11 protein-coding genes are annotated in these 14,885 nt (G+C 50.4%); 5 read left to right on the forward strand and 6 right to left on the reverse strand.

Annotated elements, in window-relative coordinates:
- Positions 1-9: 9 nt before the first annotated feature.
- The gene (locus ACO6UX_RS17320; protein WP_422449638.1) at positions 10-204 is read left to right on the forward strand and encodes a hypothetical protein; all 195 of its coding nucleotides are present in this window, start codon (positions 10-12) and stop codon (positions 202-204) included.
- Between the two features lie 325 nt (positions 205-529).
- On the opposite strand, the gene ACO6UX_RS17325 is transcribed toward ACO6UX_RS17320, so the two are convergent.
- Complete coding sequence (locus ACO6UX_RS17325; protein ID WP_422449639.1) at positions 530-1,945, reverse strand: hypothetical protein; 1,416 nt, start codon at positions 1,943-1,945, stop codon at positions 530-532.
- Between the two features lie 324 nt (positions 1,946-2,269).
- Positions 2,270-3,706, reverse strand: a complete 1,437-nt coding sequence (locus tag ACO6UX_RS17330) for a hypothetical protein (protein WP_422449640.1) — start codon at positions 3,704-3,706, stop codon at positions 2,270-2,272.
- Between the two features lie 178 nt (positions 3,707-3,884).
- Between ACO6UX_RS17330 and ACO6UX_RS17335 the strand changes: the two genes are divergently transcribed.
- A complete protein-coding gene (locus ACO6UX_RS17335) occupies positions 3,885-4,589 on the forward strand; it encodes a TetR/AcrR family transcriptional regulator (RefSeq protein ID WP_422449641.1) in 705 nt (234 codons plus the stop codon).
- Positions 4,590-4,843: 254 nt separating this feature from the next.
- Here ACO6UX_RS17335 and ACO6UX_RS17340 read toward each other — a convergent pair whose 3' ends face one another.
- The 4 genes from ACO6UX_RS17340 to glpA are packed head-to-tail and all read right to left on the reverse strand — an operon-like array spanning position 4,844 to position 9,459.
- Entirely contained in the window at positions 4,844-5,251 is a 408-nt protein-coding gene (locus tag ACO6UX_RS17340; RefSeq protein WP_422449642.1) for a DeoR family transcriptional regulator, read from the reverse strand.
- A 13-nt stretch (positions 5,252-5,264) separates the two neighbouring features.
- Positions 5,265-6,461 (reverse strand): anaerobic glycerol-3-phosphate dehydrogenase subunit GlpC, encoded by a 1,197-nt coding sequence (gene glpC, locus ACO6UX_RS17345; RefSeq protein ID WP_422449643.1) that lies wholly within the window; start codon positions 6,459-6,461, stop codon positions 5,265-5,267.
- Entirely contained in the window at positions 6,455-7,765 is a 1,311-nt protein-coding gene (gene glpB, locus ACO6UX_RS17350) for a glycerol-3-phosphate dehydrogenase subunit GlpB (RefSeq protein ID WP_422449644.1), read from the reverse strand. The genes glpC and glpB overlap by 7 nt, the downstream gene beginning before the upstream one ends.
- Positions 7,762-9,459 (reverse strand): anaerobic glycerol-3-phosphate dehydrogenase subunit A, encoded by a 1,698-nt coding sequence (gene glpA, locus ACO6UX_RS17355; RefSeq protein ID WP_422449645.1) that lies wholly within the window; start codon positions 9,457-9,459, stop codon positions 7,762-7,764. The genes glpB and glpA overlap by 4 nt, the downstream gene beginning before the upstream one ends.
- A 576-nt stretch (positions 9,460-10,035) precedes the next feature.
- Here glpA and ACO6UX_RS17360 point away from each other — a divergent pair.
- The 3 genes from ACO6UX_RS17360 to ACO6UX_RS17370 all read left to right on the forward strand — a co-directional run bounded on the left by ACO6UX_RS17360 (position 10,036) and on the right by ACO6UX_RS17370 (position 14,879).
- Positions 10,036-10,854: an MIP/aquaporin family protein gene (locus tag ACO6UX_RS17360; RefSeq protein ID WP_422449646.1), complete on the forward strand. Its 819-nt coding sequence runs from the start codon at positions 10,036-10,038 to the stop codon at positions 10,852-10,854.
- 85 nt (positions 10,855-10,939) lie between these two features.
- On the forward strand, positions 10,940-12,448 hold the full coding sequence (glpK, locus tag ACO6UX_RS17365) for a glycerol kinase GlpK (RefSeq protein ID WP_422449647.1): 1,509 nt from the start codon (positions 10,940-10,942) through the stop codon (positions 12,446-12,448).
- A gap of 898 nt (positions 12,449-13,346) precedes the next feature.
- Positions 13,347-14,879, forward strand: coding sequence for a Re/Si-specific NAD(P)(+) transhydrogenase subunit alpha (locus ACO6UX_RS17370; RefSeq protein ID WP_422449648.1), 1,533 nt, complete (start codon positions 13,347-13,349; stop codon positions 14,877-14,879).
- Positions 14,880-14,885: the final 6 nt, after the last annotated feature.

The following is a 14,885-nucleotide window of genomic DNA, read 5'->3' on the forward strand; positions in this document are numbered from 1 at the left end:
TGGTGATCCATGAATATTCACCGACGCCTGACTCGCAAAGATATTACCCTGTTCACTCTCAGTGCCGTTCTGACGATTGACGGTCTGGCAGCAGCAGCGTCGATCGGGGTTCAATCCCTGACCTGGTGGTTGATTGCCTTCCTCTTTTTTATTTTCCCTATGATCTGTTGCACACCTCATCTACAATACTCGGCCTTTTGCTAGTGATAGGCGTCGGTGAATGGATGCGCAGTAAACGTCAGATAAGTGAGGAGAAGTTAAGTGGATGTCTTGCCAGTTGAGAAGGTGGCCAGTGATAAGGCTGGCACACCAAAGGGCAGGCGCTTGCAGGCCAGAAGCCTGGAGCGACGCCGGAAAATACTGAGTGTTGCCCGGGATATGATTACCACAGCAAGCCGACAAAGTGTACGCCATGTCTCACCAGGAATTTGGCAATATCACCCCGGCAATGGCCATGGAAGGCTGGAGAGCTGCACGGGCATCTTGCTTTGTATTTACCGGAAAAGCTTCAGCAAAAACTTCACGGGTATTAGCGCTTTTCTGATCCACCCTGTGATGCTTTACCACGGAAAAAATCAGCGAGCACCTCTCGTGTTTCCACCAAGGGAGATGTATTCCTCAAATCCGCTGCAATGATGGGTGACAGCAGCTGCCCGGTATCTTTATCGAAGTAATCTCCTCTTTCGATATCCATCGATAAACGAGGTTTGTTGCTGACATGTTGACTCTTATGCTCATCGATATACTGCACAATATCTCTCAGAAAGTGCAGGGTCATGACGGTGCGCGGAATCAACGCTGACTCTGCCCAGTGACTGAATTTCAGTTGCGAATCGGTATCCGCCCCCCACTGGTCAAAGCGGTTCATCAGTTGGCTTTCCTCACTTGAAAAACCATGGCTGAGTAACTGACGGAAAATAACTTGATAGTTTTTCTGCCATTTCCGGGGATGCGTTGCCAGCTCAAACGCTATAACTGACAGATCATCATAGTTCAGTGAATGAATGTTCCTTAGCCGGTCGTCCAGGGATTCCCAGTAGGGATCCAGGCGATACGCGAAGAGGCTGTGTTGCCGCCTGGCAAACGACACCATCAAGTGACTGACCCTGTCCATGATTCCGGTATTACCAGTCGGTAATGCGTCAAGCCATATATCCCTGGCCAGACGGAAGAAGACCGGATAATCCAGATATACGCCTGGCTTGAGTAGCAGAAAATCGGGAGGCGGATTTTTGATCAGGTTCTGAATCTCCCGGGGAAACTCACCGAAATAGTGTTGAAATTCCTCTTGAGAAAGATCCTCACAGTCCTTTGGATCAAAATGTTCAAAAATACTGGGAAAATCAGGGTGAATGCGCGGGTGGGCACGGGGGTAATCAGAACGATATAAACGACAGACATCAGTAGCAGACTTGAAGTCACACAAGAACTGTCTGGAATACATGCCAACCGTCAAAACCGGCCAGCCATAGCGGACATAGGCAGCCGACTCCTTCAGGGACTCTGGCCACTGGCTGACAATCCGGGACACTGCTTGCAGGTCTGGCCAGACCGAGTAGAGATGCAGGTTTATTTCACTTTTCACACATTCATGTATTGACTGGGCGAGCGTCACGACTTCTCTGGCTATGGAGGCTTTCGCCTTGAAGCTGGGAGTGTCGGAGATCACCTTGAGAATATGGTCCTTCAGATGTGTGATTGCCCGTTCATGCAGCCCCTTTTCTGCGTCTGAAATATCCCGTTCTGTGTCTGAAATATCCAGCTCGGAAAACTCCCGCATCTGCAGGTCCTCGGGCTCCGGTAAGTCAATAGCTGTGCTTCTGGAATCAAAGGTTGCCGATGGCAGGCAGGAAGCCTCCTGATCTGCCGAAAGCAGTACAGGATCGAGCGCACCTCCGACAACAGGGTAAGAGTCGGATGGTAGTGATGAGAAAGGATTAGCCATGAAAACTCCTGATAAGCGTAAAAACAACAGTTGCCTACTTGATCAAATGAATAATGGGCTTTTGGACTCATTCCCATTGCTCCCCGAAGGAATGCATACATGAATCATGTATAACTCTTGTTAAACTCTCATGAATCCTAGTACATGGTTTCAATGAGTTTGACGGGTTGTCGTGCCTCCGCACTCCGTTCGTCCTGAGCTTGTCGAAGGACCCATAGGGCCTAAAGGCGGAAACTCCGGACTCTGATAGATCGTGCCTAGCACCCTTCGACTCCGCTCAGGGTGAACGGAGATCGTACACGTCAAACTCATTGAAACCATGTACTAGGAGGCTTTGCCTCTGAAAAAATCAGTGAGCACCCCCCGTGTTTCCTCCAGAGGAAATGAATTACTCAGATCCGTTGCAGTGATGGGCGACAACAGCTGCCCGGTACCTTTTTCGAAGTATTCTCCGTACTCGATACTCTGCGAAGAAAAAGCCATGCCTCGTAAACACCTGGCCTTGTGCTCATCAATATATTGAGCAATATCTTTCAGAAAGTGCAGGGTCCTGGCGGTATCCGGAATCAACTCTGACTCTGCCCAACGACTGACTTTCAGTTGCGAAACGGGATCTGCTCCCCAATCGTCAAAGTGATTCATCAGCCTGCTTTCCTGACTTGAAAAAACATGGCTGAGCAACTGCCGGAAAATGTGTTTATAGTTTTCCTGCCATTTCCTGGGATGCGTCACCAGATGAAATGCCAGGGCTGACAAATCTTCATAGTTCAGCGAGTGAGCATACATTAATCGGACATCCAGTGAGTCACGGTAGCGCTCCAGGTAAAGATCAGATGAGCTGTGTAGCCAATAGGTAGACGACACCATCAAATGACTGACCCTGTCCATGGTTCCGGTATTACCAGAAGATAATGCGTCAAGCCAGATATCACTGACCAGGCGGAAGAAGACCGAAAAATTCAGATACATGCCTCTCTTGATTGACTTGGCATCGGCAGGATAGTTTTTAACCAGGTCCTGGATTTGCCGGGAATACTCGCCGTAGAGCTTTTGAAGTTTCTCTTGGGAATATTTCTCAATATCTTTTAGATCGGCAACTTCAATACGAAAAGGAATATCATCGCGAATGCGCCAGGTAACACCCGGGCAACAATCTCCATACGAGAAAGCGACATTGCTGTCAGCAGAATTGAAGTTACACAACAACTCTCTGGTATTCACGCCAACCGTCAAAACCGGCCAGTAATAGCGGATATAGGTTGCCGACTCCTGCAGGGACTCTGGCCACTGGCTGACTAATTCGGCCACTGTTTGTTTGTCTGGCCACGCCGATGAGTAATGCTTGTGAATTTCGCTCACCACACCTTTATGTATTGACTTGGCGAACTCCATGACCTCTCTGGCCATAGAGACTTTAGCCTTGATGCCGGGAGTGTCGGTGATCGCCTGAGTAACGGGAGCAAATGTGGTGGTGATATCCACACGTTTGTCGGCAAGCACCTTAAGAATCTGATCCATCCGCGGTGTAATTGCCCGGTCATGCAGCTCTTTTTCTGCGCCTGAAATATCCCGCTCAGAATACCCCAGTATCTGCAGTTGATAGCGCTCAGACAAGGCAATAGCGGTACTCCGGGAATCGAAGGTTGACGCTGTAGCCGGCGGAGGGCAGGAGGCACCCTGATCTGCCGAAAGCAGTGTTTCGGGAGAGCTGCCGACAACAGGGGGCGGGGCGGGTGGTAGTGATGGAAAGGGATTAGCCATGAAAACTCCTGATTAAAGGTGAACACCCCAGTTGTTAGCATGATTAAAAAGAGACGGGCTTTTGACAGACGGGTCAGAAGTAAGTTCCCAAATTCAAGAGATGCATATTCTTGCGACTTTGGTGCAAGAGGATGACAATACTTCGATACCAGACTCCCCTCCTCATGCATGAACTCCTATGACAGACGTCGTAAGCAAACAGCGCAAAGTATCCCGCAAGACTCAGGCCAGAAGTCTTGAGCGGAGAAGTACCATTCTCATGGTTGCCCGGGAACTGTTGGAAGAGAACGCCATTAATGAACTTTCACTGTACCAGGTAGCGGAAAAAGCCGGGATGCCTCCATCTTCTGTCTATCACTTTTTCCCCAAGGTAGACGCAATACTGGAAGCATTACTGGAAGACATTTTTACCGATTTTGAAGCGATTCTGGATCAGCCCCTTGATGAGAGTGCAATTCATCACTGGACAGATATCATGCGACAACTCCAGGTCAGGTATGTGAGCTACTACCGACAGCACAAATACGTTCGGGACCTGATTCTTGGGCAGTACACGCCCGGCTCCCTGCTGCATGCTGACTACCAGCATGACGATGTGCTGGGTTGTCGAATCCGGAAATGTCACGAAGCACATTACCAGCTGCCACCCCTGCCAGCCGGGTTCAATATTTTTGCCATTGCGCTGCAAATAGCGGACAAGGTTTATTCAATATCCCATCAGGAACATGGCAATATTACGGATGTTATGGCCCGTGAGGGGGGCAATGCTGCGCTGGCTTATTTGGGGGAGTATATCCCAAGGCAACTTATACCAATTCCGCCTTCTAAATATGAGATCGAGCAAGTCATTTTGGACAGCTGGGCAAGGCGGAATGACGAGTAATAGCAGGGCTATTGCGAGGAATTCCAACGAAGATCCAGCTGTTCAAAATGGCTGCGCAGTTCATATTTAGAAGGTGGAATTGGTATTATTAACCCGGTTATTTCATAAACGTGCTCCCGATCTCGCTTGTCCTTTGCCGCTCTAAGGGAGTTTTGCTCAGTCGACCGTACTCCCCGGTACGGCGCTCCTTCACAAAATCCCTTAGAGCAACAAAGTCCTTCGCGATATTCGGGGCAGTTTATGAAATATCCGGGTTAACAGACAACCACCGTTGTCTGTCCAGGCTTGAGCTGCTCCATCAGGGGGATCGGAGGTTGTGCGTCAGTGAATAGTGTATCAATGTCGGCAATATGGCCCAGCCGGATCATGGCAATTCGATCTTTTTCCGCGCTCAGGTGATGTTTCCGTTCACCGTACCGGGTGTTTTCAATACTGCTGTTGGGCAGACCGGCCCCGCCATGATGGCGGGAAATTTTGCCTTGATGGTCAAGCTCATTAAGATCCCGGCGAATGGTCTGGGGCGTTACGTTAAAATGTTGCACCAGAGCTTCAGTGGTCACAAAGCCTTCCTGCCTGAGCAGGGTGATGATCATTTCATGGCGTCGGCTCTGTGGGATCTGTTGCTGTTTATGCACAAGCTTTGTCGTTTTGTGAACATCCATAAGTATTGAATTCTCAGGCTAATGACTGTGCCATGAGGGTCAACGGGTGCATCACTTTATGAGCGGTGTTCATTTCTATCTGCATCTTGCAGGACTCGCAGTCGGTGACCACATAATCTACATTAAGCGCTTCGATCTGATCAAAGACACCCTGACCAATGTTCTGAGAGGTTTGATAGTTCTCTTTTTTAAAACCGTAGGTACCCGACATTCCGCAGCACTTCTGGTCCAGCATTATCACCTCCAGCCCGGGAATACTGTTTAACAATTCCATGGTGTGAATCACGCCACCCTGTTTGATCAGGTGGCAGGGGCTGTGATAGCCAACCCTCAGGTTAACAGGCTTCATGTCCGGCTTATTGCCTTTGGCAAACTCCCTGGTAATAAAAGCGGCGGCAAACAGAATACGCTGTCTGATGGCGTGGTTATCCACATGAAGCACTTCCGGGTATTCGTCCCGAAGTGTCATGGCACAGCTGGGCTCTGTTGCCAGTACACATTCACTGTCCGCTAATGAGTCGGCAAACTGCCCCATGTTCAGTTTGGCATTTTTGCGGGCCTTATCGAAGAAGCCATTGGCTATCAGCGGGACACCACAGCACTTTTCTTTATTTAACAGCGTGACACCAATATTCATGGCATTCAGTACCGCTACCAGGTGTTTGCCCACGGTTGGGTCATTGTAGTTAGTGAAACAACCGTGGAAGAAACTGACTTGACGATCGAAGCGGGTCTGTTGTGCTTTCTGCTGCTTAAACCAGCGACGGAACGTTTGATGGGTGTATTTTGGCAATGTCTGTCGTTGATCAATTCCCAGCACTTTATCCAGCAGTTTTTTAACGGGTTTCAGCTGAGTGGCGATATTGACGACAGGAGCCGTGGAGGCAGAAAGTGACCCCATCAAGTCGGTATGGCTGAGAATAAATTCCCGGGGGCCTTTTTTGAAACCACCGTGTCGGGCTTTTGCCAGTTGAATAACTGTTCCCACCTGTACACCCGACGGACAGACAACTTCACAACGTTTGCAGTTGGTGCAGTGTTTCAAGGCTTCATCGTACAGTGCCGGGTTTTTGATGCGTAAACGTTCCCCGTCGGGGCCGGCCTGTTTGGGGCCCGGGTAGTCCGGGTTTACTTCAGCGACCGGGCAGCGGGTTGTGCAGACGGTGCATTTAATGCAGCTGTCAAAGCTGGTATCAATGGTGTTCAGCATGTTTCTTCCGCCTGAGGTATCGTGGCAATAATCCTGTTGGCAGCAAACCAGCCGGTACTGATGGCTACCCCACCCGAACTGGCTTCCTGGACCGGATTGAAACCATTGAGCACCGCACCTGCGCAGTAAAGATTATGGATTTTCTGACCGTTTCGGTACGGGTTTAACTGTTCACTGGTGTGAATACCGAAATGGCTGAAATTATGCGGCTTTCCATCCATAAAACGATGATCTGACCACTGAACTCTACTGTCCGGGGCATCAACATCAAGGCCAAAAACCGGCTCGGACAGATGATAGCGGTCACTGGCCAGCCCCTGGCTGAAAAAGCTGCCGGTTGCCAGAATAAAGTGGCTGGCGGATATGGGCATATCGGGGTTCAGTCTGGTCTTTACCGAGCACAGCCGGTTTTCTGCAAAGCAACCACAAAGCACCTGGTCACCTTCCAGGAACATACCGCCCAACTGCCGGAATCGCTGCTTCAGGGCAGAGGCCATGCGCATTCCGGGGAGTGATGGCGGCAAGGTCGCGACTTCACAAATACGCAGGCCGGTCAGTGTTTCAAGTTGACGGATCAGGTCATTACCACCTTCTACAGCGAGGACGGAGGGTATAACCACCAGATCAGCATTACCGGCTGCCTTCTGTAAAGCAGACGACAATATGTTTATACCATTAGGCTGGCTGAACAGATCACGCTTAAGGGTTCGGGCTAACTCCAGCGAGCGCAGCTCATAGGCATTTCTGGTATTAATGTTCAGGGTTGCCGTTTTGATATCCGCCAGTATGAACTCTGCCTCAGAGAATCCGGGATGTTGCTTCATACCTGCGGCCATCAGTGCCGACTGAAAGTCACGAAAGCCGGCAATATTGATGATGGCAACACGACGTATGCCTTCTGCAGGAGCCAGCAACGGCAGGCTGCCAGCACCTTCCTGGCTTAACCAGGCTGGGCGAATAGCTCCCAGTGCTGTCAGACGACCATGATTCTGCTGGCCAGAATTGCTCAATTGGATGCCAGCTGCTGCCATTTGCTCGGTAAAAAATGTCAATCCCTGCTGTAAAAATGCTGCTCCCACTTTCTGGTAGGGATGGATGGAAGGCAGTTGACGGATGGCTGCAAATGGATATTCCACGAAAGAATTATCTTGTTCAATTCCGAACACATCGATGGCACCGGAAGCAAAGGCCAGGGCACTCTCTCCAGCACTGACCACAACGGTTTTCAAGCCCGCTTCTGCGCAGCGGATTGCGCCGGTTAAACCCGCAAGGCCTCCGCCAATCACAATAACGTCGTAGTTCATGGGGCTACCTCTTCCTTTGACTCTTCCCTGGAGAGCACAGCAGCTTCGCCAGGATTGACACTGTGGGAATTTACCGGTGCCGCGTCATTAGGTTCCAGCTGGCTGTAGCCCAGAAGGTTGTTGTACAGCCAGTAGCTCAAATCGGCTTCGTGCATCGCATCACCCCACAGCACCGGCCTGACGCCCTTCCAGCGTTCCTGCATAAACTCACCCACGCTGCTCAGCGCTTGTTCACCGTTATCGTCGTGGGTTATTTCGCTGACAATACCGGCCGCTCGACAGGCACACATTTTTCCCTGGCAAGGCCCCATGCCAATGCGGGTCCGACGACGAAGATCAACCAGATCTCTGGCATTAAGGTTATGGACGGCGTATTCGATTTCACCGCGAGTGACCATTTCGCACTCACAGATAACCGCATTCTGCTTTTTGTCGTTGGCAAGGAACTTTGCCGCTCTTTCTCCATGGCGGTACTTTGCTGAGCCTGATACCGGGATAGAAACCTGGGGAGCGTAAATATCGCTGTGTTTGCCATTAGCTCCGGGCAGTGGTCGTATAGCCGTGACACAGGGTTTGCTGTTGCCCAGGTTTTTTGCCACCGCATCCGTGGCCATTTCCGCCATCAGCCGGTAGGTCATCAGCTTTCCGCCGGTAATGGTAATAAGACCCGGCAAGGCATCGGTTTCACCGTGGTCAAGCAAGACAATCCCCCGGCTGATATTTCGACCCGATGGGTCATCTCCCAGAGAGACCAGCGGGCGAACACCGCAATAGGCACGAAGTACACGGGTCCTGGCCATGATCGGACAGAGTTTCTCACCCTCAGCTAACAGAACGTCAACCTCATCGGGGTTGACCCGGATATTCTCGATGTCACTGTATGGGATTTTCTCCGAGGTGGTACCAATAAGCGAGATGGTGTCCCCGGGAACCAGAATGTCGGCATCGGAGGGTTTGCGGCAGCGGTTGATCACCATACCATTAATGCGGTAATCAACAATCAATAACGAGCCTTTGGCCGGGAACATATGAATGGCAAGGTCTGCGTATTCAATAATCTGCTGCCCCCAGATACCGGCAGCATTCACCACCTGCTGAGCATGGATATCCACTTTTTCACCGGTTTTCAGACTGATGCAGTGTACCCCCCGTACCCGGCCATTGTTGATGATCAGGCCAACGACTTTGGTATAGCTCATAAGGCGACCGCCGTATTCTTCTGCATCAAGGATGTTGGCCGCAGTTAAACGAAAAGGGTCAACGGTACCGTCTGGAACACGGACTGCACCCAGCAGTTTGGGATTCACATTTGGCTCAATGCGCAGAGCATCTGCAGGTGTTAATGCCTCGGCCTGTATACCCGCAGATGTACAGGCGGTAATGAATGTTTCCTGAAAGGAGAGTTCGTCCTCAGGCAGGGTGATGAACAGCCCACCGGTCTCTTCAATACAGTGGCTGGCCACTTTCCTCAGAATCTGGTTTTCACGGATGCATTCAATGGCAGAGTGAGGATCGGTCACTGCGTAGCGGGCACCGGAATGGAGCAGACCGTGGTTACGCCCGGTAGTACCGTTGGCGATATCATCCTTTTCCACCAGGATGGCACGCATTCCCCGTTGAGCACAGTCGCGAAGAACGCCCGCTCCGGTGGCACCCCCACCGATGATGACAACGTCGGTCTCTATCTGCCTCATTGAATTTGCTCTTGGATGTTCGTTTATGTTCGCAATGAGCACTATAAATAAACGGCTCTATTCAGAAAATGACACAAATCAACAGAAAGGCACGAGTTGTCATCCGGTCATAAAAAAATCGCTGCCCGAAAAAGACAGGCCGCTTGTGCTTTTGCGGGAAGCGGGTAGCGGCCTTAACTAGTACATCATTTCAATGAGTTTGATGTGTACAATCTCCGCTCAGGACGAACGGAGCTTGGGAGTCATTGATAGAAGGAACCCATCAATTACATTGAAACCATGTACTAGGTCAGATGCGGAACTTATTGCGGAATAATTTCTTAGTGGTTAATTGAAGCTCATGATGCACATGTTAAGAATTGTGTTCTGTTAGTTGTTTTTGTGAGTATTTCCCGAAGCTGGCTGTCTTTTTTGGCAATTGCTTGATTCATATCAATCTTAAGGGTTGATAATGTTTGTTTTTATTTGCAATATTTTGTCGACAAGAGGGCATTTGTTGAGTTCTTTATTTTTAATAAACGACTATGCCTTAATTAATAAATATTAATCTGCGTAAAGCAGGTGGAAGTAGCCATTATGAGAAAATCATTGCTTGGGGAATGTCTTGCCGAGTTTATAGGCACAGGTCTTCTTATTTTCTTTGGTGTGGGTTGTGTCGCGGCGCTCGTTCTGGCTGGTGTTGATTTTGGTCAGTGGGAAGTGTCCATCGTCTGGGGGCTTGGTGTTGCCATTGCCATCTATGTTACCGGCGGCATTTCCGGTGCTCACCTGAATCCGGCAGTCACGCTTGCATTAACTGTTTTTAAAGGCTTCGACAAACACAAGGTCGTGCCCTTTATTGTTGCCCAGGTGTTGGGTGCTTTCTGTTCTGCGGCCCTGGTTTACTTCCTGTACAGTGGCTTATTCGCTGATTATGAGTTGACCCATCATATTGTTCGTGGCTCTGAGGAGAGTCTGGCCACAGCGGGTATTTTCTCGACATATGCCAACCCGGCACTGACTAACCTGCAGGCCTTCGCTGTCGAGTTTGTCATCACCGCTGTGCTCATGGGCGGAATTCTGGCTATCGGTGATGAAAATAATGGTGTTTCCAACGGTGCGCTTTCTGCCCTTCTCATCGGTATTCTTATTGCTGTTATCGGTGCCTCTTTCGGCCCTCTGACCGGTTTTGCCATGAACCCGGCACGGGATTTTGGCCCGAAACTCTTTGCCTTTTTTGCAGGCTGGGGCGAAGTGGCGCTGACGGGTGCACGAGCCAACCCCTATTTCTGGGTACCGATTGTTGCGCCTGTCTGTGGTGCCATGACCGGTGCGTGGCTTTACATCAATGTGCTGGGTAAGCAGGTGGAGCCTGTTGACTGCGCAACACCTGATTGTGAAATCAAAACCGTCTGATTGTTTATTAGCCGCTTTTTGTGAATTTTGTGAGTTTTGTGAGAAGGCAGGGCCCCCTGCCAATTAAGGAATCAAGGACAAAAGAATGACCACTGAAAAGAAATACATTGTTTCTCTTGACCAGGGTACAACCAGTTCACGGGCCATTATTTTTAACCATGATGGTGAAATCGTAGGGACTTCTCAGCGAGAGTTTACCCAGCACTATCCCCAACCCGGCTGGGTTGAGCACAACCCGATGGAGATCTGGGCGACCCAGAGTTCGGTTCTGACCGAGGTGCTGGCAAAAACCAATATTCGCCCGGATGAGGTGGCTGCACTTGGTATCACCAATCAGCGTGAAACCACTGTTGTCTGGGATAAAACTACCGGTCAGCCGGTCTATAACGCCATTGTATGGCAATGCCGTCGTACAACGGAGATCTGCGAACAATTAAAAAAAGCCGGTCTGGAAAGTCATATCCGTGAAACCACCGGTCTGGTTCTGGACGCCTATTTCTCTGGCACAAAAATCAAGTGGATTCTTGATAACGTCGAAGGTGCCCGTGAAAGTGCCGAGAAAGGTGACCTGTTGTTCGGTACCGTGGATACCTGGCTGACCTGGAAGCTCACCAATGGCCGCGCCCATGTGACGGATGTAACCAACGCTTCACGGACCATGCTGTTTGATATCAACCGTCTGGAGTGGGATGACACCATTTTGCAGACGCTGGATATTCCGCGCAGCATGCTGCCTGAAGTGAAGTCCAGCTCGGAAGTGTATGGCAAGACCAACATCGGTGGTGAAGGCGGCACCCGGATTCCGGTGGCTGGTATGGCAGGTGATCAGCAGGCTGCCCTGTTTGGTCAGATGTGCCATGAGAAAGGCATGGCCAAGAACACCTATGGTACAGGCTGCTTCCTGTTGATGAATACCGGTGAGGCTCCAGTGAAGTCTGAAAATGGTCTTTTAACGACCATTGCCTTTGGTATTGATGGCAAGGTGCATTATGCCCTGGAAGGCTCTGTCTTTATGGGTGGGGCTTCTGTTCAGTGGCTTCGTGATGAGCTTGGCCTGGTTCGTGATGCGGCAGATACCGAATATTTTGCCGGCAAAGTAAAAGACACCAATGGTGTATATGTCGTACCGGGCTTTGTTGGCCTGGGAGCGCCCTACTGGGATCCTTATGCCCGTGGTGCCATTTTCGGTCTGACCCGTGGTGCCAACCGTAACCATATTGTGCGTGCCACGCTGGAAGCCATTGCTTACCAGTCCCGTGATCTGATTGAAGCGATGCAGCAGGATGCCGGTATCGAAATGAAACAGCTGCGTGTGGATGGTGGTGCTGTTGCCAATAACTTTCTGATGCAGTTCCAGTCAGATATTTTGAATAAAGAAGTGGTTCGTCCAACGGTGACGGAGTCAACAGCAGCGGGTTCTGCTTATCTGGCAGGTCTTGCCGTTGGTTTCTGGAAGAGCATTGATGAGCTTAAGGGCAAGGTAGGCGTTGATCGTGTTTATACTCCGGTGATGGATGATGAGCAGCGCACAGAGTTGTACAAAGGCTGGAAGAAAGCCGTAGAACGCAGCCTGAAATGGGAAGACCAGGAATAAACGGAAGTGTTCACGGGCTCAGGGTGCATTTGCTACCCTGAGCACTGCTTTGGCTAATGTGTGGAGTCTGTGCTCGATATATACAACTGTAGCCTTATAAATCAAACCTTGTTTCGCAGCATTCCTGCCCTTTTGGGAAGATTCTTTCCGTCCTCCATAACCACAGTTAACTTTTCATCACTCAACACTGACCGATAGTGCCTGTGCAAGATTGCCTGTGGATTATCAAAGTTGGCCAAAGTTTTCGGCATACAGGTAAATAGGTAATCCCACTAACAAGTGTTGTTAATTACCACTTTGTCAAAAAATCACTTACTATGTGTGCCCTGATTTATAAGAAGGGCTTCTGAGACAGGCTGCCTGCACGGGGTTTCCATCTTATGAAACAGTTCAATATGCCTGAATTTTTGGTGTGAGAATGATGTCGTTTGTTGTCGGTTCCTGTGATCTTGTCAATGTACAAATCAGGTAAGAACGTTGGTCGTTTTCACAGTAAAAGTTCCAGCATTGTTGATTGGGGTAAGCACTCTGAACTGGCTCCTTGTATCCGGTTCAGGAGCGCTAGTGCAGCTGAGCGTTGCTACCCATACCGTTCGTACTGAGCTTGTCGAAGTACGGTGGCACCATCCTTCGACAAGCTCAGGATGAACGGGGTGTAAGGGTATTAACGCTTTTCTGCACTAGGAGCTGTCGGACTTAAGCGTCCGTAGCGAGGATTGCGAGAAATTGAGGATAAAAATTTCTGCTTCTGAGGAGAATAGCGGGGCTATTTGACGAAGAAGCAGGAATTTTTAGACCAATTTATCGCAACCGCAGTAGGACAGTCTTAAGTCCGACAGGCTCCTGGGTGCTGATGCACTGAATGAAAAGTCTATTAATTTAGCTTCCGGTGACCGTTATGCGCATAGGGATCCCTGGAGAGGTCCAGGAAAACGAGAATCGTGTTGCTGCAACGCCCGAGACAGTGGGCAAGTTGCAGAAGCTCGGTTTTGACGTCGTCATTGAACGAGGTGCAGGGGTAAAAGCGAGCTTTGGGGATGAAGCATTTACTCAGGCTGGTGCCCGGGTCGTTGATCGTGATGAAGTCTGGAATTCAGACATTATTCTCAAGGTGAACGCGCCCATTGATGATGAAATTGCACTGCTAAAAGATGGTGCTACCCTGGCCAGCTTCATCTGGCCAGCCCAGAATGAAGCACTGATGAATAAGCTTAGCCAGCGTAATGTGAACATTCTGGCAATGGACAGCGTACCGCGCCTGTCTCGCTCACAGTCCCTGGATGCCCTGAGTTCAATGGCCAATATTGGTGGCTATCGTGCGGTGGTTGAGGCATCCCACGAGTTTGGCCGCTTCTTTAATGGCCAGATCACGGCGGCTGGTAAAATTCCGCCAGCCAAGGTGCTGGTCATTGGTGCCGGTGTTGCTGGCCTGGCTGCCCTGGGTGCAGCGGGCAGTATGGGTGCCATTGTGCGTGCCTTCGATACCCGGCCTGAAGTCAAAGAGCAGGTTGAGAGTATGGGGGCGGAGTTCCTCGAGCTTGACTATGAAGAAGAACAGGACTCTTCCGATGGTTATGCGAAAGAGATGAGCCAGGCGTTTATTGATGCTGAGATGGCGCTCTTTATGGAGCAGGCCAGAGACGTTGATATCATCATCACCACGGCGCTTATTCCCGGTAAACCGGCACCAAAGCTGATCACCGAAGAAATGGTCAAGGCCATGAAGCCCGGCAGTGTTATTGTCGATCTGGCTGCTCAGACCGGTGGTAACTGTGCATGTACCGTCAAGGACCAGATCACTGTCGCCCATGGCGTAAAAGTGATCGGTTATACCGATCTGCCAAGCCGTCTGCCTACCCAGTCATCGCAACTATACGGCACTAACCTGGTGAATCTGCTGAAGCTGCTCTGTCCAAACAAGGATGGGCAGATTGATATCAACTTTGATGATGAAGTGATCCGTGGCCTGACCGTGATCCGTGACGGCAGCATCACCTGGCCACCACCCCCGGTGAAAGTCAGTGCAGCCCCGGCTGCCGGGCCGGAACCGGTGGTGGCTAAAGAGCCCGAGCAGGAAGCAAAGGCCAGGCCCTGGCTGAAGCCGGTACTGATGGCTGTCGGTGCTGTCCTCTTTGGTTGTGTGGCTAACTCTGCCCCCGGCAGTTTCCTGGAACATTTCACCGTTTTTGTCCTCGCTTCCATCGTCGGCTATTACGTTATCTGGAATGTGACGTCTGCGCTGCATACGCCATTGATGAGTGTTACCAACGCTATCAGCGGCATTGTGGTGGTTGGCGGTCTGGTCCAGATGGGCAGTGACAACAATATCGTACTTGCCCTGTCGGGTATTGCCATCACGGTCGCTGTCATCAATATTGTTGGTGGATTCGCTGTTACCCAGCGGATGCTCAAGATGTTCCGTCTGGATTAACAGGAG

The sequence above is a fragment of the Endozoicomonas sp. ALB091 genome (genome assembly GCF_049310265.1).
Classification (GTDB): domain Bacteria; phylum Pseudomonadota; class Gammaproteobacteria; order Pseudomonadales; family Endozoicomonadaceae; genus Endozoicomonas.